Below are 23230 nucleotides of genomic sequence, written 5' to 3'. Positions count from 1 at the left end.
CCGGTACCGCGCACGCCGAGCGCACGCCGGACGCGCCCAGGTCCGAGGGGCAGACTGGCCGGAACGGTACGGCCCCGGGTCTGCCCGGCAACGTCGCGGTGGATGTGGGGCGCACGATGCGAAGGAGCACCATGACCGACACGCAGGCGGACCAGCGCGCCGCCATCTCCGACATCGTCCACGGGGCCCACACGGCCCTCCTGACCACGGTCAGTGAGGACGGCTCCCTGCACGCACGTCCCCTCGCGGTGCAGGACAAGACCTTCCACGGCACCCTGCGGTTCCTCGTGCAGGACGGCAGCGAGAAGGTCGACGACATCGCCAGGAACCCGCACGTCAACGTCGCGATCGAGTCGCAGGGCGGCTACCTGTCCATCGCCGGCACCGCGACCGTGACGCAGGACGACTCCGTCATCGACGAGCTGTGGTCGCCCTTCGCCGAGGCGTGGTTCCCGGACGGCCGGGACGACCCGAGCATCCGGCTGCTCACCGTCGAGGGGGACTCGGTCGAGTACTGGACCCAGGACACCGGCCCCGTCGGGAGCCTCGTGCAGACGATGAAGGCCGCGCTCGGCAAGGAGTCCCAGCCGGACATCGGCTCCCATGGGACGGTCGAGCTCTAGCGACACACCGCCCAGACCACGAGACGCCCCCGAGTACCCGAGACGCCGCCGGATCCGGCGGCGTCTCGGCATGTCGGGGGCGTCTCGGCCCGTCAGCGGCGCGTCAGGGCGGGCCGAGCAGCCACAGCACCGCGACGAGGACCGGCTGGCCGGCGAGCGCGCACGTGACGAGCGTCCAGCGCATCCAGGGCTTCGCGACGAGCTCGGGCGACCCGAGCAGCGGCGCGAGCGGCATCAGCAGCCGGGGCGTCGACGCCATCGGCAGCGACACCGCGAAGACGTAGAGCGCGTACGCCCCGGAGAACACGAGCGTGGTGAGCCCGAGCTTCCGGGTCGACCGGCGCAGCAGCCAGATCGGGTAGCCGACGAGCAGCCCGACGACGATGAGCACCCCGCCGACACCGAGCCACTTCGCGGTGGTCAGGAACCACGGCGACAGCGGCACGAAGTCCACGCGGCCGATGAAGTTCACCCACCACGACATCTCCGTCGCCAAGTAGGCGTCGGAGCGGCCCGTCACGTGCGACGCGATCACCGGCCACGCGAGCCCGGCGACGACCATGACGACCCCGGACGCCACGACCTTGGCCTGCTCGCGGAGCGGGAACCCCTCGAGCACGCGGGAGCCGCCGCGGCGCAGCTGGATCCACCGCACCAGGGCGACCACGCCGAGGGTCAGGGGCAGCGCGAGCGCCCCGGGCCGGGTGAACGCGGCGGCGACCCCGAGCACGGTGAGCAGCCCGTACCGCCGGTGCTCGAGCGCCAGGAGCGCACCGAACACGAGCGCCAGGAACATGCTCTCGGCGTACCCGACCTGCAGCAGGAACGACAGCGGGCCGCACGTGAAAAAGAACACCGCCCACATGGCGGCCGTGTTCCCGGCGCGCTCGCGGACCAGTCGGTGCAGCAGGAACGCGGCGACGAGCCCGGCGCCGAGCGCGATCGCGGGTGCGGCGACCTCGAAGGTCATGCCGGTCCAAACGGTCACGAACCGGATGGTGAACGGGAACGCCGGCAGGAACGCCCACGCGTTCTGCGCCACGTGTCCGACGGCGTCGAGCGGCAGCGTCGTCGGGTACCCGTGCAACGAGATCTGTTCGTAGTACTGGCCGTCCCACGCGGTCAGGAACCGGAGGAACCCGTGGTCGTTGGTCCAGATCGCGTTCTCCGGCAGCGCGCGCCCGGCGAGCGGGTACACGAGTGCGAGCCAGAGCGTCGAGACCATCCGGCCGCCGAACCAGACGAGGACGACGGCGGCCCATGCGGGGAGACTCGTGACCGAGTCGATCGCCCGGCGACGGCCGGACGCGATCGACTGCGTGAGGGTTCCGTCGGGCGGCACGCCACGACGATAGTCACGATGGCTGGGTGACGCACGTCGTGCACCGGTCTGGAGGCCGTACTCGCGTTGTGCAGTGCGGAAAGCGACCGTCGCGTGGCCGGCCCGCCGAGCCGGGCTCGCCCTAGCCTGGAGGCACCCGTCCACCGTCCCACCAGGAGGAGCCACCGTGCCGAAGACCGCCATCGTGACCGAGAACGCCCCGAAGCCCGCGGGCCCCTACAGCCAGGGGATCGTCGCGAACGGCTTCCTCTACACCGCCGGGTTCGGCCCGCAGGACCCCGCAACGGGTGCGATCGCCGACGACGTCGCCGGACAGACCGCCCAGGTGCTGGCGAACGTCGCGGCCGTCCTCGCCGAGCACGGCGCGACCCTCGACGACGTCGTGAAGTCGACCGTGCACCTCGAACACTCGGACCGCGACTTCCCGGCCTTCAACGAGGAGTACGCCAAGCACTTCACCGCGCCGTACCCGGTGCGCACCACCGTGCAGTCGCACCTGGCGGGCATCCTCGTCGAGATCGACGTCGTCGCGGTGCTGCCGACCGCCTGAGCGAAGCCTCAGTGCCCCCGGTCAGGACGCTCTGCGGAGCCCCTGGCCGGGGGTCTCCTGCGTCAGGGCGCCGTCCCGCAGCACGGGGACGCCCGCGACCACGACGTCGTCGATGCCCTCGGCGAGCCGCATCGGCTGGGCGTACGTCGACCGTGCGGCCACGCGTACCGGGTCGACCACGACGAGGTCCGCGACCGCCCCGGCCTCGACGGTCCCGCGCCTACCGAGCCGGTACCGCTCCACCGCCGTGGCCGCGAGGCTCCGCTGCGCCTGGGCCCACCCCAGACGCCCCGGGACCGCGTACTCCTCGAGGTACCGCGCGAACGTGCCGTAGGCGCGCGGGTGCGGGTGCGTGCCGACGAAGATGCCGTCCGAGCCCGCGGTGTGGCCGGGCAGGCGGAACAGCGGGGTCAGGTCGTCCGCGGTCCGTGGCTGCGGGACGCGCATCACCACGGTGACCTGGAGCGCCGAGTCCACCAGGACGTCGAGCGCGAGGTCGACCGGGTCGGTGCCGGTCAGCGCCGCGGCCTCGGCGAGGGTGCGGCCCTGCAGCGCGTGGAACTCCGGCGCAGGCACGTGCGACAGCGTGATCTGCTCCGCCCACCCGGTGCCGAGGTCCGCGCGACCGAGGACCCGGTCGAGCACCGCTCCGCGGACCCGGGTGCGGCCGTCGACGTCCGCGACCGCCGCGGCGAGGTCGCCCGTGCCCGGCCGCGCCAGGTCGGCGGGCAGCAGCAGCATCGACAGGATCGTGCACCCGCGGGAGTACGGGTACGCGTCGAACGACATCGAGGCTCCGGCGCGTTCGAGGTCGGCGAGGGCCTCGATCGCGAGCGCGACCGGCGCGTGCAGGTGCGACACGTGCGCCCGCACCCCGGACGCCAGGACGATCTCCGCGATCTCATCGAGCCCGGCGCGCACGTTCGCCTCGTAGCCGCCCCGCATGTGCGACACGTACAGCGCGTCCGCGTCGGCGACCTCGATGCACAGGGCGGCGAGTTCGGCGGTGTCGGCGTGGAGCCCGGGGACGTAGTCGAGCCCGGTCGCGAGCCCGACGGCACCCGCCTGGAGCCCGTCGCGCACCATCGTCCGCATCGCCCGGCGCTCCTGCGGCGTCACCGGACCAGGGTCGTCCCCGTGCACCTCGTGCCGGACGGTCCCGGCGGGGACGAGCGTCGCCACGTTCAGCGGCGTCGTGCCGTCGTACGTGGCGAGGAGCCCGCCGATGCCACTGCCGTCGTACCGCGGGTGCGGGCCGTCGATCGCGGCGAAGTACGTGTCCGCGAAGGCACCGCCACCCGGAGCCGGTCCGACGCCGTCCTGCCCGGTGACGATCGTGGTGACGCCCTGGCGGAGGAGCGCGAGCTGGACCTCTGGCTCGAAGACGAGCGACCCGGCGTGCGAGTGCGCGTCCACGAACCCGGGCAGCACGAGGCGCTCGCCGCAGTCGACGACCGTGGCACCGGCCGGCGCGGCGATGTCCGGCTCGACCCGGACGATGCGGTCGCCCTCGACGAGGACGTCCGCGCGCTCGACGTCGGAGCCGGTCGCCACACCGACGACGGACCCACCGCGGAGGAGGACGGTCATCGGTGCACCGCGGCGACGAGTCGGTCGGCGCGGGACCGGAGGGCGTCGAGGTCGCCGGAGGTCAGCGCGTCGCCGACGAGCGGCGAACCGAGCCCGACGGCCACGGCGCCGGCGTCGAGGTAGTCGCAGGCGTCGTCCACACCGATGCCGCCCGTGGGGATCACGTCGACGAAGTCCAGCGGGGCGAGCACCTGCTGCAGGAACGCCGGGCCGCCGAGCTGTGCCGCCGGGAACACCTTCACCGCACGGGCACCCAGCTGCCATGCGCGGACGATCTCGGTCGGGGTCGCCGCTCCCGGGTACCACCCCAGGCCGCGCTCGTGGGCACGCTCCCCGATGGCCGCGTCCGTGTGCGGGCTGACGGCGAAGGTGGCACCGACGGCCGCCGCTTCGTCGAGCTGCCGGGTGTCGAGCACGGTGCCGACGCCGACCGTCGCCGCCGTGCCGTACTCCGCCGTGGCCCACGCGATGCCCTCGCGCCACCGCGGGGTGTTCGTGGTGATCTCGATCGCCCGGACGCCGGCCTCGACCAGCGTGCGGATGACGCCCTCGACGTGCTCGCCCGTCCCGCCGCGGAGGATGGCGATGGCGGGCCCGGCCTCGTGGCGGTGCCGTGTGGGCTCGGTGGTGGTCGCGGTGTCGGTCATCGTGTCGTTCTCCATCGTGGTCATCGGTCGACGCGGTCGTGGACGGCGTGGTCGATCCCGGTCGCGTCGACCAGGCCGAGCGCCGCGGGGTCCGGCCGGCGCCAGTCGCCGTCGACCGTGCAGGCGAGGGCTCCGGCGTCGGCGGCGAGGTCGAGCGCGGTGGCGGGGGAGGCCCCGCCGAGGTCGGCGGCGAGCCAGGCCGCGACGAACGCGTCTCCCGCGCCGACCGGGTCGACGACCGCGACCGGGCTGGCGTGGCGCCGGTACAGCGTGCCGTCGATCGAGGCGACGGCGCCGCGGGACCCGAGCTTCACGACCGCGCGGCCGTTCGCCAGCGCCGCGAGCTCGTGGGCCAGTGTCGCTTCGTCGTGGTCGCGTTCCGGGCGTCCGAGGACCAACCGGGCTTCGTCGTCGCCGGCGAACACCACGGCGGCGTGGGCCGCGACGGCCCGGTAGTGGGAGCGGCCGGTGTCGTCGTCGACGAGCTTCGGCCGGTGGTTGACGTCGAACGACACCGGGACGCCGGCGTCGTCGGCGCGGACGACCGCGGCGTGCACGGTCTCCCGCGCGGTGTCCGAGAGCGCGAGGGTGATGCCGGTGAGGTGCAGGAGCGCGGCACGTTCGACGAGGCCGGACGGCACGTCGGCCGGGGTCAGGGCGGCACCGGCGGAACCGCGGCGGTGGTACGTGACCCGGGTGCGGCCGCCGTCGAGCCGTTCCTTCATCATGATGCCGGTCGAACGGTCGGGGTCACGCACGGGGACGACGTCGACCCCCTCGGCGGCGACGTCCGCGAGCACGCGGTCCCCGGCGGGGTCGGCACCGACCCGGCCGATCCAGGTCGCGTCGACGCCGGCGCGGGCCAGCCCGATCGCGACGTTGCTCTCCGCGCCGCCGGTGTCGACGCCCATCGCGTCGAGGTCGGTCACGGCACCGCGCCCGGCGAGCAGGAGCATCGTCTCGCCGAAGGTCAGGACGCCGGTCACCGGGCACCCCTGGCGAGGGCGAGCTGCGCCGAGGACGAGCCGAGGGCGACGGAGATCTCGAGCGCGGTCCGGACGACACCGCCCCCGAGGTCGCGGACGGCCGAGGCCTTGAACCGGGAGGCGAGCCCGGAGATGCTCATCGCGCCGACGACCTGGTTCGCGTGGTCGAGCACCGGGGCGGCGACGCACCGGATGTCGGGCTCGTTCTCACGGTCGTCGATGCCGTACCCGCGCTCCCGCGTCCGGCTGATCTCCTGGCGCCAGCGGTCGTCGTCCGTGATGGAGTGCTCGGTCATCGCCGCAGCGGGGTGAGCGAGCACCCGGTCGAGCAGGTCCGGCTCGCCGAACGCCACCATCGCCTTGCCGGACGCGGTGTTCCGCATCGGCAGGCGGTTCCCGATCCGGGAGCCCATCCGTACCGTGCCGCGGGTCTCGACCTTGTCGACGTAGACGATGTCGGTGCCGTCGGGCACGACGAGGTGGCACGTCAGGCCGGTCTGCTCGGCCGTGCGCCGGAGGAAGGGTGCGGCGGCGGCGCGGAGGTCGATGCCCTCGAGGTAGCTCTGCCCGAGCAGCAGCGACCCGAGCCCGAGCGTGAACCCGGCATCGGCGGTGCGGCGCAGCAGGTCGTTCTCGAGCATCGGCGCGGTCAGTCGCAGCACGGTCGACTTCGAGGTGCCGAGCGCGGTGCTGAGCGCCGTCAGGCTGACCGAGGGGTCGCCGTTCCGGGTGCGGTCGGCGACCAGGTCGAGGATCGCGAGGCCGCGGCGGAGGGACAGCGCCGCGTTCCGGGCCGGCAGCTCCGGTGCTTCGGCGGTGCGCATCAGAACCATGTCGCGATCGTCTCGAGCACGGTGTCGTCGTCGTCGACGACGTGTACCTGTCGCCACTTGTCGAACACCGTGCACGGGTGCGAGATGCCGAACACGACGACGTCGCCCGGCGTCAGCCGGACCCCCGTCGCCAGCGCGAGGTAGCAGTGCTGGTCGTCCAGGCGGGTGACGGTGACCGACCCGGGTGCCGGGACGCTCTGCGGGGCGTGAGCCGAGCCTCCTGTCCGGATCTGCCGCACCACGGGGAGACCCTCGTCGAAGGAGATGTCACGCTTGCCGACCGCCACCAGGGCCAGGCCGGGCTCGGGGCAGGACGTGACCCGCCCCCACACCGCGATCGCGGGGCGGAGCGCGCCCTCTGCCGGATGGCGGTGGAAGGGCGTGCGCGCCTCGTAGAAGCCGTCGTCGTGGGTGAGGTACGCGCCGGAGCGGAGCAGGACGTCCAGGTCGTCCGGGCGGGCCGCGACGGCGTCCGTGACGGCGTCGAACCAGGCGCTGCCGCCCATGCTGAGGAGTGCACGGTCGCCCGCGACGAGGGGCCGGACGCTCCCGGCGATCGCCAGGACCCCGGCGACGTACGCGCGTGCCTCGTCCACACCGGGCAGGCCGCCCTCGTAGCCGGAGACACCGCGGAGGGTCAGACCGGCGTCGACGGCCTGCTGCGCCAGGTCCGAGGCGGTCGCGGCGTCGCGGACCCCGGTGCGACCGCCGGGGAACCCGACCTCGACGAGCACGTGGAGCTGTCCCTCGACGGACTCCGACGCCGCTGCCGCCGCGGTGATGCCCGCGGCCGAGTCGACGTAGCAGAGCACGTCCGAGTCCGGGTCGACGGTGCGCCGGGACGCGAGCCAGGCGAGGCCGGCGGGGTCGAGGACCTCGTTCGCGACGAGGACGTGGTGGATGCCGTGCTCCCACGCGACCATGGCCTGCTGGACGGACGCGACCGTGACACCCCAGGCGCCCGCGTCGATCTGCCGTGCCGCCAGGTCTGGTGACATGTGCGTCTTCATGTGCGGGGCGAACAGGAGTCCGTGCCGCTCGACGTACGCCTGCATCACCGCGGTGTTGTTGACCAGCGCGGATTCACGGAGCGTCATCACCGGCAGGTGCGCTGCGTCGAGCACGTGGTGCGGCGTGCGGGCGCCCGGGGCCCATGCGCCCTTGGTGCTGACGGTGGCGGGGGTGGTCGGCATCGATCCTCCTTCGACGGGGTCCACGCTGCTGCACGGACGATCGTCCGGACAACGCTGTCCGTCCCACCGTTCCACATTGCAGAACGGACCGCACGACGCTGGGCATAGCATCCGTGGTGACATGACGACGACGACGACATCGGCCAGACGACGGACGGGCAGCACGGCGGTGGCCGTGCTGGTGGCGGGCACCTTCTTCATGGAGCTCCTCGACGGGACCATCCTGGCCACCGCGGCCCCGGCGATGGGGCGCGACCTCGGCGTCGACTCCGCGGCGATCGGCATCGCGATCACCGCCTACCTGGTGACGCTCGCGGTGTTCATCCCGGTGAGCGGGTGGCTGACCGACCGGGTCGGGTCCCGCACGGTGTTCGCCGGCGCGATCGCGGTGTTCACGATCGCCTCCGGGCTGTGCGCCGCGTCCAACGGACTCGTCGACCTGACGATCTGGCGCATCGTGCAGGGCATCGGCGGCGCGCTGATGGTCCCCGTCGGCCGGCTCGTGGTGCTCCGGAGCGCCGGGAAGGACCAGCTCGTCACCGCGATCGCGATCCTCACCTGGCCGGCGCTCGCGGCCCCGATCATCGCGCCGTTCATCGGCGGGGTGCTCGTCGACACCCTGTCCTGGCACTGGATCTTCCTGATCAACATCCCGCTCGGCGTCCTGGCGCTCGTGGCCGCACTGGTGCTCGTCCCGCAGGAGCGTGCGCCGCAGCGCGTGCCGTTCGACTGGCGCGGCTCGTTGCTGGCGTGCTTCGGGCTCGGCGCGCTCGTCGTGATGGCGTCCCTGCTCGCGCTCGACACCGTGCCCGTCGTCCCGGCGATCCTCGCGGGCGTCGTCGGGGCCATCTGCACGTGGTTGGCGATCCGGCACTTCCGGCGGGCGCCGCACCCGATCATGGGGCTCGACGCGTTCCGTCTCGAGACCTTCCGGGTGTCCCACGCCGGCGGCAGCCTGTTCCGGCTCGCGGTGTCCGCCGTGCCGTTCGTGCTGCCGCTGCTGTTCCAGGACGCGTGGGGGTGGACGGCGCTCGAGGCGGGGTCCGCCGTCCTGTGGGTCTTCGTCGGCAACCTCGGCATCAAGCCGGCGACGACCCCGTTCCTCCGCTGGTTCGGGTACCGGCCGGTCATCGTCGTGTCCGCCGCCGTCGCCGCGGCCACCGTCGTCGCGATGGCGTTCCTCACGCCGGCGACGCCGTTCTGGGTCCTCGCCGTGCTGCTCGCGGTGAGTGGTGCCGCGCGCTCGGTCGGGTTCACGGCGTACAACACCATCGCCTTCGCGGACGTCGAGCAGGCCGACATGACCCCGGCGAACACGCTGTCCTCCACGCTGCAGCAGACCGCGGCCGGGTTCGGGGTCGCGGTCGCCGCGGTCGTCATCCGCGCGGCCGCCGGCCTCGGGGGATCGGGGCCGTACGCGGTCGCGTTCTGGGTGATCGCGGTGCTGCTCGTCGTCGCGTGCGTCGAGGGGATCGTGATGAGCCGCACCGCCGGCGACACCATCCGCCCGGCGCGGCGGGTCCGGACGTGATCGTTCGTGTCCGCGTCACGCGCACGAAACCAGCCAGGCGCTACAGTCTCAGCAACTGCTTGCGGACGCCGAGTACCGTTGCCGCGGCAGACTGAGCGGGACGCAGGGACCCGGCTCCGGAAGGAAGGCAGCATGCCCGTGCCAGACCAACAGGGGACCATCCCGATGGACACCGACGTCCAGCCCACCACCATCCGCGTGGTCAGCTACAACCTGCGTGAGCACGCGGCGAACGGCGAGCTCGCCGCGCTCGCCGAGGCATCGGACGCCGACGTCCTGTGCGTCCAGGAGTGCGACAGCAACGACCTCGCGCCGTCCGTCGGGGGACTGACCCTCGCGGCGTCGACCAAGGCGAACCGCCTGGGTCTCGCGATCTACAAGCGCGACGACCGCTTCGAGGTGCAGGACTTCAGCATCCACTCGCTGCAGAAGTCGTTGCACGACCGGGTGCTCGCACCTGCGCACGAGCGGCTCATCGCGATGCACCTGCACGACAAGCAGGCGTCGACCGACGTCATCGTGGCGTCCTTCCACGCCTCGCCGCTGACCGCGACGAACTCGCTACGGCGCAAGCAGATCGAGGCCGCGCACCAGTTCGTGCGCGACCTGTCGAGCGAGGCCCCGGCGATCATGGTCGGCGACTTCAACTACCCGTGGTTCCAGACGAACCTGCGCCGGAAGATCGAGTCGCACGGCTTCGCGCTCTCGCTCTCCGACCAGCCCACGTACCTGCGCTACCGCAAGTTCACCGGGCACTTCGACTTCGCCACGAGCGTCGGGCTGCACATCGCCGGGGTCGAGACGCTGCCGGCGGGCATCTCGGACCACCGGCCGATCCTGGTGCGGGCGCACTACGAGGCGCCGGGCGCCGCGGCCGCCGACAGCGTCGCCGCCGACAGCGCCGCGTGACGCGCGGGGGCGCGCGCGTCACGCCCCGTCCCGCCCCCGCCTCGTCCCGCCCCCGTTGAGGTTCCGTAATCACGGCATCTCGCGCCGCCGCACGGTCGGTCTGCGGAACCTCGCCGAACCTGAGCGGTGAGTCGTGGCATCTGGGGATCCGCCTGACACGCCGCCTCACCCCGCCGCACCCCGCCCCACCCCTGGACCCGCAGACGGCCGGGAACGCACGAGGGCCCGAGCTGGGAGCGCGGGCCCTCGCACGGACGGGAGGCTCGGGTCACCGACCCGGTCAGCACGCGTCCCCGACGTGGCCGGGTCAGCGGCGGAGCGTCGCCCGGGCCAAGCGGTTCCCGATGAACTGGCCGAGTTGCACGATGACCACGATCGCGGCCACCGAGACGTACACGATCCACCAGTCGTAGCGCTGCGACCCGTACGTGATCGCGTACTCGCCGAGGCCACCGCCGCCGACGAGCGCACCCTGCGCGGTCATGTCCACGATGCCGATGAAGATGAACGTGTACCCGAGGATGAGCGGCCCGAGGCCCTCCGGGATGAGCACGGTCAGCAGGATCGAGACCGGGTGCGCTCCCGATGCCCGCGCGGCCTCGACCACGCCCGGGTCCACCGCCAGCAGGTTCTGCTCCACGATGCGGGCGACCGCGAACGCCGCCGCCAGCGAGATCGCGAACGTCACGGCCGGGACGCCGATCGTCGTCTGCACCACCACGCGCGAGAGCGGGGCGATCGCGGCGAGGAAGATCACGAACGGGATCGGGCGGACGATGTTCACGAGCAGGTTGATCACCGTGTACGCCGTGCGGCTGCCGAGCAGGTTGCCCGGTCGCGTGGCGTACAGCGCCAGGCCGAGCGCCAGGCCGATGAGACCCGCGATGACCAGGGACACGAGCGACATCACGATCGTGTCGCGCACCGAGGACAGGAAGACGTCGAACGTGTCGATCACGCTCTGGAAGGAGTTGTTCACGCGCCTGCCTCCTCGTCGGTGGTGACCCCGCCGGAGCGGAGTGCGGAGACCGCGGAGTCGATGCCGGGCCCGGTCAGCTCGTACGTCAGCGACCCGATCCGGCGCTCCCGGATCTCGCCGACGCCGCCGTAGACGAGCTCGGCGGTGACACCGGCGTCCCGGAAGACCTGGTCGATGCGGTTCTGCAGCCCGGCCTCGTCCGTGATCTGCACGGTGACGAGCCGGCCGGGGTGACGCTCCCGCAGCCGGGCCAGCGTCTCGGCCGACGGCCGGTCGTGCAGCGCCGTCCGGACGAACCGCTTCGTCGCCTGGTTGGTCGGTGTCGAGAACACGTCGTAGACGTCGCCGACCTCGACAACGCGGCCCTGCTCCATCACGGCGACCCGGTCCGCGATCTGCCGGACGGCGTCCATCTCGTGCGTGATGACGATGATCGTGACGCCGAGCTCCCGGTTGACGCGGCGCAGCAGTCCGAGCACCTCGGACGTCGTCTCCGGGTCGAGCGCGCTCGTCGCCTCGTCGGCGAGGAGCAGCTCCGGGTTCGATGCCAGCGCCCTGGCGATGCCGACGCGCTGCTTCTGCCCGCCGGAGAGCTGCTCGGGGTAGGCGTACGCCCGGTCGAGCAGCCCGACGAAGTCGAGCAGCTCGGCGACGCGGCGGTCACGTTCCTCCTTCGGGACACCGGCGACCTTGAGCGGGTACGCCACGTTGCCGGCGATCGTGCGGGACCGGAACAGGTTGAACTGCTGGAAGATCATCCCGATGCGGCGACGCGCCAGACGGCGATCCCGCTCGGGGATCGCCGTCAGCTCCTGGCCCGCCACCGTCACCGTGCCTGACGTGGGCAGCTCGAGGGCGTTGACCAGGCGGACCAGGGTGGACTTGCCGGCACCGGAGTACCCGATGACGCCCAGGACCTCACCCTGCTCGACGTCGAGGGACACGTCCTCGACGGCGACCACGGTCTCGCCGGTGTCGGCGCGGCGGTAGCTCTTCGAGACGCCGCGGAGTTCGACGAGGGCAGCCACTACTCCGTTGCCGCCTTCGCGTCCTTCTCGACCGCCGCGAGCTCCTTCTGCAGGGACGCAGCGCTCTCGTCGCTCGGGACGGCGTCGGGGTAGTCCTTCGCGAAGACCTTCTGCACGGCGTCGTCCTGGAACAGCTTCGCCAGGTCGAGGTAGGTCTTGTCGGTCTTGTCGGCGTCACGCACCGCGAAGACGTTCACGTACGGGGCGGCCGAGGCGCTCTTCGGGTCGTCCTGGAAGATCGCGTCCTTGGTGTCGAGCCCGGCCGAGGTGGCGTAGTTCACGTTGACGATCGCGCCCTCGACGGAACCCTGCTGCAGCGCGTTCGCGGTCTGCGAGGCGTCGAGCGTCTGCACGTCGACCTTGTGCGAGGTGATGTCCGAGACGGTCGAGAAGGCGTTGCCGCCGTCCTTGAGCTCGAGCAGGTCGGCTGCCTGCAGGACCAGGAGCGCACGCGCCTCGTTGATCGCGTCGTTCGGGATCGCGACCTTGGCGCCGTTGCTGAAGTCCTTCACGTCGGAGACCTTCGTGGAGTACAGCGGCAGCGGGTAGACGGCCGTCGCGCCGATCGGCTGCAGGTCGTCGTCCGAGGTGACGTTGTAGTTCGCCAGGTACTGGATGTGCTGGAACTGGTTGATGTCGATCTGCTTGTCCTTGAGCGCAGGGTTCGGCAGCGAGTAGTCCGAGAAGTTCTGGAGCTTCACGGTGACGTTGAGCTGCGACTTTGCGAGCTTCACGTACGTGTTCCAGTACGGCAGCGACTTGTCCGACACACCGATCGTGACCGTCTTCGGCGCGTTCCCCGAGGACGCTGCGTTCGAGTCGTCACCGCCGGAGCGGACCGCGACGGCGACGACGGCGATGATGATGGCGACGACGACGATCGCCGCGGCGACGATCCAGCCGATCGGGCGCTTGCGCTTCGGCTTGTCGGGCAGTGCGGGTGCGGTCATGGGGTGCTCCTCGTGGGGCGGGGCCTCGCGGGCCGTGCAGTGGGGGTCACACGCTCGTGGACTGACACGAGTGTGACGGCCAGGGCGGGCACGGGCGACTTCCGTTCCGCCGTGTTACATCGGCGGGCAGACTCGAGGTGTGCGGAGCATCGAACTGACCCTCGACGAGCCCTCGGACGCGGCGGTCCGGACGCTCTGGCAGACACTGGTCGCCGCGGAGCTGCCGAGCCTCGGGCACGCGGGCACGAACGACCCGCACGTGACGCTCGCCGCGGGGGAGACCCTGCCGGTCCCCACCGACGTCGCCGCGGCCCTGCCCACGGAGCTCCGCGTCGCCGGCGTCCTGCTCTTCCCCGCCGGGCCCGGTCGGCACGTGCTCGGCCTCGGCGTGGTCGTCGACGAGCCCCTGGCCCGCTTCCACCGGACCGTCCACGGTGTCGCCCCGGGCTCACTCGACCCGTCGCTGCCGGGCCGGTGGGCACCCCACGTCACCCTCGCGCGCCGCATCCGGGACGTCGACCTGCCCGCGGCCCTCCGCGCCCTCACGGCGGACGGCCCGATCCCCGAGGTGCTCACCGTCGGCGGACTCCGGCACTGGGACGGGCAGGCGAAGGCGGTCACCCGCCTGGCGTGAGCGGCGGGGCGGGGCCGACCCGGGCCTCCCGTCCGGTGGGTGGCTCGGGACGCGTCGGACGGGAGGCCCGGGTCAGGTCCGCAAGGACCGCTCGCCGAAGGCGGACGCGAACGTCCGGTCCGGGTCGGCCCGGGCCACCAGCGCGCGGAACGCGGGTAGGCGCGGGTACAGCTCGGCGACGGCGTCCGGGCCGAGGGAGCTCATCTTGCCCCAGTGCGGGCGGGCGCCGAGGGGTGCGAGGCGGGCCTCGAGGTCGGGCAGGAGTGCCGCGACCTGCTCGGGGTGCTTCTTCCAGGTGAAGGCGATGCAGAAGACGTCCTCGCCCTGGGTCGGGCTGAGCCAGAGGTCGTCGGCCGCCATCGTGCGGAGCTCGGCGACGTGCAGGTGCGGCTGGATGCGGTCGGCCAGGCCGCGCAGGGCGTCGAGCGCTGCCGCGGCGTGGCGGAGCGGGACGAAGTGCTCGCTCTGGACCTCGGAGCCGTGCGAGGGGACGGAGCCGATGGGGAAGTGCGGCAGCCGGTCCCACCACGGGCCGAGCGAGCCGTCGCGGGCGGTGCGGGAGGCGTCGCCCGGGGTCCCGGGGAGCCGTGGTGCGCCGACGAGGTCGTCCGGCACGTGCTCGGCGCGGCTCTTCACGAGGACCTCGCTGATCTCGTCGCCGAACCGGGTGTACGAGCAGACGGAGTAGCCGGCCGCGTGGATCTCGGCCGCGTGGTCGAGGAACGTGCGCCACGGGAACGGGCCGTACGAGTCCTGGCGCATCAGGTACGCGGGCTCGACGTCGAGGGTGACGCGGGTCACGATGCCGAGCAGGCCGAGGTGCAGGATGCTGCCGGCACCGTCCGGGTCGTCGCGGTGGACCGTGCGGGTCGTGCCGTCGGGGCCGAGCAGCTCGAGGGCGCGGACGGCGGTGCTGAGCGAGCCGAGGGTGGTGCCGGAGCCGTGGGTGCCGGTCGCGACGGCGCCGCCGACCGAGATGTGCGGCAGCGAGCCCATGTTGTGCAGGGCGAGGCCGGCGGCGTCGATGTCGGGTGCGACCACGCCGTAGCGGGTACCGGCGCCGAGCGTCACGGTGGGCGTGCCGTTCCGCTCGATCACCAGGTCGGTCGGGATCGCGGTGAGGTCGAGCAGCACGCCGGGGCCGTCGGCGACGTCGTTGAACGAGTGGCGGGTGCCGAGGCCGTGGACGCGGCGCTCCCGCGCGACGATCTCGGCCGCCTGGTCCAGGGAGGTCGGGCGTTCGACGCGCTCCGCCGTGTACGTCACCGTGCCGGACCAGTTGAGCTCGCTCGTCGTCGACCGCATGCGCCCACGATGCCACGCGCACCCGTGGGTGCGGCCGCGCGGGGCCGCCGCGCGGCCGCGCGGGGCGCCGCGCGCCCGCGGCGGCGCGCGGCGCTGCCGCGCGCGCTGCCGCCCTCACCGATGGTGCGGAGTGCCTCCGCACAACCGAAACCAGCGCGCACCACGGAAGACCGTGGTGCGCGCTGGTTTCGGTTGTGCGAGCGCGGCGAGCGCGCGCCGCGCCGCGCCGCCGCGGCGCCGCCGCGGCGCTAGTGCGCGGCCGGGGGCGTCGGCGCGCCCTCGGGGGTGACGGGCTTCCGCACGAACGCGGCCGTCAGGATCCCGAACAGGGAGATGATCCCGCCGACCAGGAACGCCGTCTTCACGCCGGAGGCCGTCGACTCGGCCAGGCCGTCGGCGCCGGAGCCCGCCGTGGCCGTCGCTGCGCCGATGGTCAGGAGCGTGATGAACAGTGCCGTCCCGGCAGCGCCGGCGAGCTGCTGGGCCGTCCCGAGCACCGCGCTGCCGTGCGAGTAGAGCTTCGGGGGCAGGCCGCCGAGCGCCGCGGTGAACAGCGGCGTGAAGGTCAGGGCGAGTCCGATGCTCAGGACGACGTGCGCCCCGAGGACGAACCACACGCTCGTGTCCGTGCCGACGGTGGACAGCGCCCACATCACGACGCTGATGATGATCGTGCCCGGGATGAGGAGCACCCGCGGACCACGGCGGTCGTAGATCCGGCCGACGATCGGGGAGAGCAGTCCCATCAGCAGGCCACCGGGGAGCAGCAGCAGGCCGACGTTCAGGACGGCGAGCCCGAGGACGCGCTCCAGGTAGATCGGCAGCAGGATCAGCGTGCCGAGCATCACCAGGAAGCTCAGGCCCATCCCCACGATCGGGACGGTGAAGCCCTTCGTCCGGAACGTCCGCAGGTCGAGCAGTGCACGGTCGGTGCGCTGCAGCCGCGTCTGCCGCAGGATGAACAGCGTCAGCGCGACGGCGCCGACCACCAGGGCCGTGACCGGGACGACGGGGCCGGTGGTGGCGATCTCGCCGATGCTCGACAGGCCGTAGACGATCCCGCCGAACGCGAAGGCCGACAGGACCACGGAGAACACGTCGAGCGGGGCCTTGCGCGGGGTGCCGACGTTCCGGACCTTCACCATGCCGAGGACCAGCGCGGCGAGCGCGATCGGCAGCACGAACCCGAAGAGCCAGCGCCACGAGAACGCGTTGAGGATCAGCCCCGAGATCGTCGGGCCGATGGCGGGCGCGACCGAGATGACGATCGAGATGTTGCCCATCACCCGACCGCGGTGCGCGGGCTCGATGAGGGTGAGGACGGTCGTCATGAGCAGCGGCATCATGATCGCCGTGCCGCTGGCCTGCACGATGCGGCCGAGGAGCAGCATCGTGAACCCGGGCGCGAGCAGCGCGATCAGGGTGCCGGCGGAGAACAGGCTCATCGCCCAGACGAACACCGGGCGGGTGTTGAAGCGCTGCAGCAGGAACCCGGTGATCGGGATGACGACGGCCATCGTCAGCAGGAACCCGGTGGTGAGCCACTGCCCGGTCGCCGCGCTGATGTCGAGGTCGTCCATGAGCCGCGGCAGCGCGACACCCATGATCGTCTCGTTGAGGATGACGACGAAGGCCGACACCAGCAGCAGGCCGATCACCAGTCGGTCGTCGGCCGCGGAGCGCACCGGCTGCGACCCGCTGCCGTGCTGCGGGACGGCGCCCGTGCGCGGGGCGGCGTCGGTGGCGTGGTCGGTCATGGGAGCTCCGAACGAGGGTGGGTTGGCGGGGACGAACGGTGCAGCACCTGAACGAACTCGATTATTCCGCGCCGCACCGACATCGCCGGATGAACGCTCAGTGCAGGATGTCGAACGTCTCGGCGTCGCCGTGCGGCACGACGGGCCGGGTCGTGACCTCGGTCACGGTCGCCGTCGGCGGTCCACTGCGGAGCATCTCGACGAGGGCGTCCACCGCGGGTGACGGCCCCTCCGCCTCGACCTCCACCGTGCCGTCGAACAGGTTCCGCGCGTACCCCGCGAGTTCCAGCCCGTCGGCCTTGCGTGCCGTCCAGTAGCGGAACCCGACCCCCTGGACGGTCCCCGTCACGACGGCGTGCACCCTGGTCACCGTTGTCATGCCGCCACCGTATGCCTGGCGGGTTTCTGGGTGATCACCGGAGTTTTTCGGGACGGAGACGGTTTGTTTCGGCAACGTGTCGGCGTCCGGGCCGTGCGGTGATACAGTCATCAGAACCCGAACACTTCGAGTCAGACTGACCTGAACCAGGACCGAACCCCATGGCAGACGACATCCGCGTCGCGGTCTCCACCGTGATCGTCGCGCTGCGCCCGCACCCCGACACCGGGGCGCCCGCGCTGTGGATGCCCCTGGTCCGCCGCACGGCCGAACCGCACGAGGGATCGTGGGCGCTCCCCGGTGGCTGGGTCCGACCCGAGGAGGGCCTCGAGGACTCGGCGGCCGCCCGGCTCCGCGAGACGACGAACGTGCAACCGCGGTACCTGGAGCAGCTCTACGCGTTCGGCGACGTCGACCGTTCCCCGACCCGGGTCGTCTCGATCGTGTACTGGGCGCTCGTCCGCCCGGACGAAGCGAGCTCGGTGCCGGAGGACTGGAACGTCCGCTGGTTCCTCGCCGACGAGCACCCGCCCCTGGCGTTCGACCACGACCGCATCGCCGAGTACGCCCTGTGGCGGCTCCGCAACAAGATGTCGTACTCCCGCATCGCCCAGGCGTTCCTCGGCGAGCGGTTCACCCTCGCCGAACTCCGCGCGGTCTACGAGGCCGTGCTCGGCCGCACCCTCGACCCGGCGAACTTCCGCCGGCAGGTGGCGCAGTCCGACGCGGTGATCGCCACCGACGAGACCACGAGCGGGGACCGGCACCGTCCGGCCCGGCTGTACCGCTCGAACCCCGACCTGGCCTACGCGGACAACGGCCCGCTGCAGCAGGGCACGAAGCCGAAGAACCGATAGGAACGCCCGGTGTCCATCGCAACCACCATCGAACTCATCTCCAACGGCAAGGCCCACGGCAGCACCTGCACGCCGGACCTCGCGATGCCGACGTGGGACTTCGACGCCCGCCCCGGCTACGGCCCCGGCTCGTCGATGTCCGACGTCATCCCGACGAGCGCCCCGCGCCAGGGCGTCATCCCGGACGAGTACAAGACCGCCCCGGTCGAGGAACTGCACGAGCGCATCGAGCGGGCGAAGGCGACCCTGGGGGACCGGGTCGTGGTGCTCGGGCACTTCTACCAGCGCGACGAGGTGGTCCGGCACGCCGACTTCCTCGGCGACTCGTTCCAGCTCGCCAACGCCGCCCTGACGAAGCCCGACGCCGAGGCGATCGTGTTCTGCGGCGTGCACTTCATGGCGGAGACGGCCGACGTCCTCGCCCGCGACGACCAGCGCGTCATCCTCCCGAACCTGGCGGCCGGCTGCTCGATGGCGGACATGGCGGACATCGACAGCGTCGAGGCGGCCTGGGCGGAGCTCGAGGCGGTGTACGGCACCGAGCCCGACGCCGACGGCCGCGTCCCGGTCATCCCGGTCACGTACATGAACTCCGCCGCCGACCTCAAGGCGTTCTGCGGACGGCACGGCGGCATCGTCTGCACCAGCTCGAACGCCGCGACCGTCCTCGAGTGGGCGTTCGAGCGCGGGCAGCGCGTCCTCTTCTTCCCGGACCAGCACCTCGGCCGGAACACCGCGAAGGCGATGGGCATCAGCACCGACCTGATGCCGATGTGGAACCCGCGGCTCCCCGGCGGCGGCAACACCGCGGCCGAGCTCCTGGCCGCGAAGGTCGTCCTGTGGCACGGCTTCTGCTCGGTGCACCGCCGCTTCACGGTGGACCAGATCGAGCAGGCCCGGCGCGACCACCCCGGCGTCCAGGTGATCGTCCACCCGGAGTGCCCGATGGCCGTCGTCGACGCCGCGGACGCCGCCGGCAGCACGGACCTGATCCGCAAGACCGTGGCCGCGGCGACCGAGCCGACCACGTTCGCGATCGGCACCGAGATCAACATGGTCAACCGGCTGGCCGCCGAGTACCCGCAGCACACGATCTTCTGCCTGGACCCGGTCGTCTGCCCGTGCTCGACGATGTACCGGATCCACCCCGGCTACCTCGCGTGGGTGCTCGAGGCACTCGTCGACGGCGAGGTCCTCAACGAGATCGTCGTCCCCGACGACGTCAAGTCCGACGCCAAGGTCGCGCTCGAGCGGATGCTCGCGGCGAAGCCCCGCTGACCCGGGCGACCCGAGCACGACGCCCCGCTGACCCGGGCGCCCCCCGAGCAGGACGCCCCGCGCAACCCCGAGCAGACAGGCCCCACCATGCACGTCGTCATCGTCGGCTCCGGCATCGCCGGACTCACCGCCGCGATCCGCGCGAGCGCCCGCCACGACGTCACCCTCGTGACCAAGGGCGCGCTGGCCGACGCGGCGACGAGCCACGCCCAGGGCGGCATCGCCGTCGCGCTCGGAGCCGACGACACCGCCTCCCTGCACCAGGCCGACACGCACACGGCGGCCGCCGGCAGCGCCGACGCGCGCGCGGTCGAGGTGCTCTGCACCGACGGCCCGGCGCGGGTCCGGGACCTCCTGGCGCTCGGCGTGCCGTTCGACCGCACGGACGACCCGGCGAGCCTCGACCGGTACGGCGACGACCTCGCCCGCGGACGCGAGGCCGCGCACGGGCGCTGGCGGGTGGTGCACGCGGCCGGTGACGCCACCGGGGCGGCCATCGAGCAGACGCTCATCGCCGCCCTGCACCGGCAGCACGTGACCATCCTGGAGCGCACGTGCCTCACCGAGCTGGTGCTCCGCGACGGTGCGGTCGTGGGGATCGACGTCCTGGACCTGCTCGGCGAACCGCGGCGGATCGCCGCAGACGCCGTCGTCCTGGCGTCAGGGGGAGCCGGCCACCTCTACCGCGAGACGACGAACCCGCTCGTCGCGACGGGGGACGGCGCCGCGGCGGCGTGGCGCGCCGGAGCCGTCCTCGCCGACGTCGAGTTCATCCAGTTCCACCCGACGCGCCTGGCCGTCCCCGGCGGGGGCCTCGTCTCCGAGGCGGTCCGCGGCGAGGGCGCCGTCCTCCGCGACGCCCGCGGTCGCCGCTTCATGACCGCCGTGCACCCGGACGCCGAACTCGCCCCGCGGGACGTCGTCGCCCGCGGCATCGCCGCCGCGCTCCGCGACACCGGCGAGGTCCTCCTCGACGCGACCGCACTCCCCGCCGGCTTCCTCGCCGCACGGTTCCCCGGCCTCACCCGTGCCACGCGGGCCGCCGGGTTCGACTGGACCCGCGACGGCGTCCCCGTCGCCCCGGCAGCCCACTACTTCATGGGCGGCGTCGCCACCGACGCCGAGGGACGCACGAGCATCCCTGGCCTGTCCGCCGTCGGCGAGGCCGCCTGCACCGGCGTCCACGGCGCCAACCGACTCGCCTCCAACTCCCTCCTCGAGGGACTGGTCTTCGCGGTCCGCGCAGCGGACGCGCTCGGCGCACCGCGACCCGGCCTGCTCCGTCTCCGCGGCGACGCGACGCTCCCCGTCACCACGGTGCCGACCGTGGCGGGGTCGCCCCGGGCCTCCCGTCCGGCGATCGGTACGGACCACCGGACGGGAGGCCCGACCCACCCCGCCAGGACCGCCGACGTCCGGCAGACGGTCCAGCGGGTCATGACCGACCACGTCGGTCTGCTGCGCGACGCGGACGGACTGGCGGCCGCACGGCGCGAACTCGACACGCTGGCGGTCGGGGCACCCGCGACCGTGCGCGCACACGAGGACCGCGCGCTCCTCGACCTCGGACGGCTCGTCGCCCGCGCCGCGGAGGCGCGCACCGAGTCCCGCGGCGCCCATGCCCGCACCGACCACCCCGACACCGACCCGGACGCCCCCGCGTCGTCCGCGTGGGTCGCCGCGCCGGCGACCGCGCCCGTCCCCCTCCCCGAGGAAGCACTCGCATGACCATCGACCCCGGCTCCATCCCCCCGCACGCACTCCGCCGCGTCGTCGAGACCGCACTCGAGGAGGACGCCCCCTGGGGCGACGTCACGAGCGAGACCCTCATCCCGGCCGACGCCACGGCGACCGCGACGCTCGGCGCCCGCGAGCCCGGCGTCCTCAGCGGTGGCGCGGTCGTCGTCGCCGTGATGCACGCCGTCGACCCCGCGATCGACGTGGTGGCGCACGTCGCCGACGGCACCGCGTTCGCGCCCGGCGACGTGCTCGCCACGGTGACCGGCCCGGCCCGGGCGGTGCTGCGTGCCGAGCGGGTGGCGCTCAACCTCGTGCAGCGGATGTCCGGGATCGCGACCGCGACCTCCCGCTACGTCGCCGCCGTCGCCGGGACCGGGGCGCGCATCGTCGACACCCGGAAGACCACGCCGGGGCTCCGCGCGCTCGAGCGCTACGCGGTGCGCTGCGGCGGCGGTCAGAACCACCGGACGTCGCTGTCCGACGCCGTCCTGGCGAAGGACAACCACCTGGCGGTGCTGCTCGCCAGCGGGATCGGCATCGGCACGGCGATCCTCGGTGCGCGGCAGCGACTCGGGCACACGGTGCACCTCGAGGTCGAGGTGGACCGCATCGACCAGATCGAGCCGGTCGTGGCCGCCGGGGTCGACACGATCATGCTCGACAACTTCACGCCGGCGATGCTGACCGAGGGCGTGGCGATCGTCGGCGGGCGCGCGCTCGTCGAGGCGTCGGGCGGGGTCTCGCTGGAGACGGTCGCCGCGATCGCCGCCACCGGGGTCGACGTCATCTCGGTCGGCGCGTTGACGCACTCGGCAGGTGCGCTCGACCTGGGGCTCGACATCGACGTCGCGGTCCCGTCGTCGTCCGCGCCGTCGGTCTGACCCGTGTTCTACCTGGACCGTGCCGCCACCACGCCCGTCCGCCGCGAGGTGCTCGAGGCCATGTGGCCGTGGCTGACCGGTGGGTTCGGGAACCCCTCGTCGACGCACGGGATCGGCGACCAGGCGGCCCGCGGGCTGTCGGCTGCACGCGAGCAGGTCGCGTCGGTGCTCGGCTCCCGTCCGGCGGAGGTCGTCTTCACCGCGGGCGGCACCGAGGGGGCGAACACCGCGGTGAAGGGCATCGCGCTCGCCGCACCGCGGGGGCGCCACGTCGTCACGAGTGCGATCGAGCACGAGGCGGTGCTGGCGAGCTGCGCATACCTGGAGCGCTTCCACGGGTTCGACGTGACCGTCCTGCCGGTGTCCCCGGACGGCCGTGTCGACCCGGCGGTGCTCAGCGACGCGCTCCGGCCGGACACCACCCTGGTGTCCATCGCGCACGCCGACAACGAGATCGGCACCGTCCAGGACGTCCCGGCGCTGGCGGCCGTCGCGCACGGGGTCGGTGCCCGGTTCCACACCGACGCGGTGCAGTCCGCTCCGTGGCTGCCGATCGGCCTGGACCTGCTCGGCGTCGACGCCCTGACGTTCTCCGGGCACAAGCTCGGCGCGCCGAAGGGCACCGGCGTCCTGGCGATCCGGTCGGGCGTGCCGATGGAGCCGCTCGTGCACGGCGGGGGACAGGAGCGCGGGCGGCGGTCGGGGACGGAGGACGTCGCGGGAGCGGTCGCGGTGTCGACCGCACTGGCGCTGTCGGCGGTGTCCCGGCAGGAGTCGGCAGCGGTGGCGACCGCGACGCGGGACGCGATCGTCGCCGGGGTGCTCGCGGGCGTTCCGGGCGCGGTGCTCAGCGGTTCCGCGGACCACCGGCTGCCGGGGCACGCGTCGTTCTGCTTCCCCGCGGTCCCCGGTGTCGCCGGTGCTCCACGCGTCCCCGCGGTGAACGGGGAGACCGTGCTGCTGGAGCTCGAGCAGCGCGACGTCGTCTCGTCCTCGGGGAGCGCCTGCGCCGCCGGCAGCACCGAGGCCTCCCACGTGCTCACGGCGCTCGGCCTGTCCGACGAGGTCGCCAGGAGCGCCGTCCGGCTCACGTTCGACGCGACGCTGCCGATGGCGGACGTCCCGCTCGTCGTGGGTGCCGTGGTGGACGCCGTCGCGACCGTCCGCGCGCTCGCCTGAGCCGCGACCAGGGGTGTACTAGACGTTCTACTCCATCTCTGGGTACGTGTCCCCCCTTT

Annotated in this window: 22 protein-coding genes; 10 read left to right on the top strand and 12 right to left on the bottom strand. The window is 73.0% G+C overall.

Annotated elements, in window-relative coordinates:
- Nucleotides 1-131 precede the first annotated feature (131 nt).
- On the top strand, nucleotides 132-623 hold the full coding sequence (locus ACIPJY_RS13010) for a pyridoxamine 5'-phosphate oxidase family protein (RefSeq protein ID WP_400461834.1): 492 nt from the start codon (nucleotides 132-134) through the stop codon (nucleotides 621-623).
- Between the two features lie 103 nt (nucleotides 624-726).
- Here the strand turns inward: ACIPJY_RS13010 and ACIPJY_RS13005 are convergent, their stop codons facing one another.
- Nucleotides 727-1965 carry a hypothetical protein gene (locus tag ACIPJY_RS13005; RefSeq protein ID WP_400461837.1) on the bottom strand — a complete coding sequence of 413 codons (1239 nt, stop codon included), beginning with the start codon at nucleotides 1963-1965 and terminating at the stop codon, nucleotides 727-729.
- 166 nt (nucleotides 1966-2131) lie between these two features.
- Here ACIPJY_RS13005 and ACIPJY_RS13000 point away from each other — a divergent pair, with 166 nt between their 5' ends.
- Entirely contained in the window at nucleotides 2132-2515 is a 384-nt protein-coding gene (locus tag ACIPJY_RS13000; protein WP_400461840.1) for a RidA family protein, read from the top strand.
- A gap of 21 nt (nucleotides 2516-2536) precedes the next feature.
- On the opposite strand, the gene ACIPJY_RS12995 is transcribed toward ACIPJY_RS13000, so the two are convergent.
- The 5 genes from ACIPJY_RS12995 to ACIPJY_RS12975 are packed head-to-tail and all read right to left on the bottom strand — an operon-like array spanning nucleotide 2537 to nucleotide 7764.
- Nucleotides 2537-4105, bottom strand: a complete 1569-nt coding sequence (locus ACIPJY_RS12995; protein ID WP_400461843.1) for an amidohydrolase family protein — start codon at nucleotides 4103-4105, stop codon at nucleotides 2537-2539.
- Nucleotides 4102-4776, bottom strand: a complete 675-nt coding sequence (locus ACIPJY_RS12990) for a bifunctional 4-hydroxy-2-oxoglutarate aldolase/2-dehydro-3-deoxy-phosphogluconate aldolase (RefSeq protein WP_400461845.1) — start codon at nucleotides 4774-4776, stop codon at nucleotides 4102-4104. Before ACIPJY_RS12990 ends, ACIPJY_RS12995 begins: the two co-directional genes overlap by 4 nt.
- Nucleotides 4773-5738: a sugar kinase gene (locus ACIPJY_RS12985; protein ID WP_400461847.1), complete on the bottom strand. Its 966-nt coding sequence runs from the start codon at nucleotides 5736-5738 to the stop codon at nucleotides 4773-4775. The genes ACIPJY_RS12990 and ACIPJY_RS12985 overlap by 4 nt, the downstream gene beginning before the upstream one ends.
- Nucleotides 5735-6571 carry an IclR family transcriptional regulator gene (locus ACIPJY_RS12980; RefSeq protein ID WP_400461850.1) on the bottom strand — a complete coding sequence of 279 codons (837 nt, stop codon included), beginning with the start codon at nucleotides 6569-6571 and terminating at the stop codon, nucleotides 5735-5737. Before ACIPJY_RS12980 ends, ACIPJY_RS12985 begins: the two co-directional genes overlap by 4 nt.
- Nucleotides 6562-7764, bottom strand: a complete 1203-nt coding sequence (locus ACIPJY_RS12975) for an alanine racemase (protein WP_400461853.1) — start codon at nucleotides 7762-7764, stop codon at nucleotides 6562-6564. Before ACIPJY_RS12975 ends, ACIPJY_RS12980 begins: the two co-directional genes overlap by 10 nt.
- A 121-nt stretch (nucleotides 7765-7885) precedes the next feature.
- On the opposite strand from ACIPJY_RS12975, the gene ACIPJY_RS12970 reads away from it, so the two are divergent.
- Both ACIPJY_RS12970 and ACIPJY_RS12965 read left to right on the top strand, forming a co-directional pair.
- Entirely contained in the window at nucleotides 7886-9295 is a 1410-nt protein-coding gene (locus ACIPJY_RS12970; RefSeq protein WP_400461855.1) for an MFS transporter, read from the top strand.
- 132 nt (nucleotides 9296-9427) lie between these two features.
- Nucleotides 9428-10204, top strand: a complete 777-nt coding sequence (locus ACIPJY_RS12965; protein WP_400461858.1) for an endonuclease/exonuclease/phosphatase family protein — start codon at nucleotides 9428-9430, stop codon at nucleotides 10202-10204.
- Between the two features lie 307 nt (nucleotides 10205-10511).
- Here ACIPJY_RS12965 and ACIPJY_RS12960 read toward each other — a convergent pair whose 3' ends face one another.
- The 3 genes from ACIPJY_RS12960 to ACIPJY_RS12950 are packed head-to-tail and all read right to left on the bottom strand — an operon-like array spanning nucleotide 10512 to nucleotide 13161.
- Nucleotides 10512-11183 carry a methionine ABC transporter permease gene (locus ACIPJY_RS12960; protein ID WP_243698244.1) on the bottom strand — a complete coding sequence of 224 codons (672 nt, stop codon included), beginning with the start codon at nucleotides 11181-11183 and terminating at the stop codon, nucleotides 10512-10514.
- On the bottom strand, nucleotides 11180-12211 hold the full coding sequence (locus ACIPJY_RS12955; protein WP_400461862.1) for a methionine ABC transporter ATP-binding protein: 1032 nt from the start codon (nucleotides 12209-12211) through the stop codon (nucleotides 11180-11182). Before ACIPJY_RS12955 ends, ACIPJY_RS12960 begins: the two co-directional genes overlap by 4 nt.
- A complete protein-coding gene (locus ACIPJY_RS12950) occupies nucleotides 12211-13161 on the bottom strand; it encodes a MetQ/NlpA family ABC transporter substrate-binding protein (protein WP_400461864.1) in 951 nt (316 codons plus the stop codon). The genes ACIPJY_RS12955 and ACIPJY_RS12950 overlap by 1 nt, the downstream gene beginning before the upstream one ends.
- 139 nt (nucleotides 13162-13300) lie before the next feature.
- Between ACIPJY_RS12950 and ACIPJY_RS12945 the strand changes: the two genes are divergently transcribed.
- Nucleotides 13301-13795: a 2'-5' RNA ligase family protein gene (locus ACIPJY_RS12945; RefSeq protein WP_400461867.1), complete on the top strand. Its 495-nt coding sequence runs from the start codon at nucleotides 13301-13303 to the stop codon at nucleotides 13793-13795.
- A 72-nt stretch (nucleotides 13796-13867) separates the two neighbouring features.
- Here ACIPJY_RS12945 and ACIPJY_RS12940 read toward each other — a convergent pair whose 3' ends face one another.
- The 3 genes from ACIPJY_RS12940 to ACIPJY_RS12930 form a co-directional block, all read right to left on the bottom strand.
- Nucleotides 13868-15100 (bottom strand): D-arabinono-1,4-lactone oxidase, encoded by a 1233-nt coding sequence (locus ACIPJY_RS12940; RefSeq protein WP_400461870.1) that lies wholly within the window; start codon nucleotides 15098-15100, stop codon nucleotides 13868-13870.
- A 248-nt stretch (nucleotides 15101-15348) separates the two neighbouring features.
- Nucleotides 15349-16857: an MDR family MFS transporter gene (locus ACIPJY_RS12935; protein ID WP_400461873.1), complete on the bottom strand. Its 1509-nt coding sequence runs from the start codon at nucleotides 16855-16857 to the stop codon at nucleotides 15349-15351.
- A 97-nt stretch (nucleotides 16858-16954) separates the two neighbouring features.
- A complete protein-coding gene (locus ACIPJY_RS12930; protein ID WP_400461876.1) occupies nucleotides 16955-17236 on the bottom strand; it encodes an acylphosphatase in 282 nt (93 codons plus the stop codon).
- A 161-nt stretch (nucleotides 17237-17397) separates the two neighbouring features.
- Here ACIPJY_RS12930 and ACIPJY_RS12925 point away from each other — a divergent pair, with 161 nt between their 5' ends.
- The 5 genes from ACIPJY_RS12925 (at nucleotide 17398) to ACIPJY_RS12905 (ending at nucleotide 23171) form a co-directional block, all read left to right on the top strand.
- Nucleotides 17398-18093, top strand: coding sequence for an NUDIX hydrolase (locus ACIPJY_RS12925; RefSeq protein WP_400461879.1), 696 nt, complete (start codon nucleotides 17398-17400; stop codon nucleotides 18091-18093).
- Nucleotides 18094-18102: 9 nt separating this feature from the next.
- The gene (gene nadA, locus ACIPJY_RS12920; protein ID WP_400461882.1) at nucleotides 18103-19371 is read left to right on the top strand and encodes a quinolinate synthase NadA; all 1269 of its coding nucleotides are present in this window, start codon (nucleotides 18103-18105) and stop codon (nucleotides 19369-19371) included.
- Between the two features lie 87 nt (nucleotides 19372-19458).
- Nucleotides 19459-21099 (top strand): L-aspartate oxidase, encoded by a 1641-nt coding sequence (locus ACIPJY_RS12915; RefSeq protein ID WP_400461885.1) that lies wholly within the window; start codon nucleotides 19459-19461, stop codon nucleotides 21097-21099.
- Complete coding sequence (gene nadC, locus ACIPJY_RS12910; protein WP_400461888.1) at nucleotides 21096-21992, top strand: carboxylating nicotinate-nucleotide diphosphorylase; 897 nt, start codon at nucleotides 21096-21098, stop codon at nucleotides 21990-21992. Before ACIPJY_RS12915 ends, nadC begins: the two co-directional genes overlap by 4 nt.
- A gap of 3 nt (nucleotides 21993-21995) precedes the next feature.
- Nucleotides 21996-23171, top strand: coding sequence for a cysteine desulfurase family protein (locus ACIPJY_RS12905; RefSeq protein WP_400461891.1), 1176 nt, complete (start codon nucleotides 21996-21998; stop codon nucleotides 23169-23171).
- The last annotated feature ends 59 nt before the right edge of the window (nucleotides 23172-23230 follow it).

The organism is Curtobacterium sp. NPDC090223 (assembly GCF_044746585.1).
Lineage (GTDB): Bacteria > Actinomycetota > Actinomycetes > Actinomycetales > Microbacteriaceae > Curtobacterium.
This window is presented reverse-complemented; position numbering and strand designations above follow the sequence as displayed.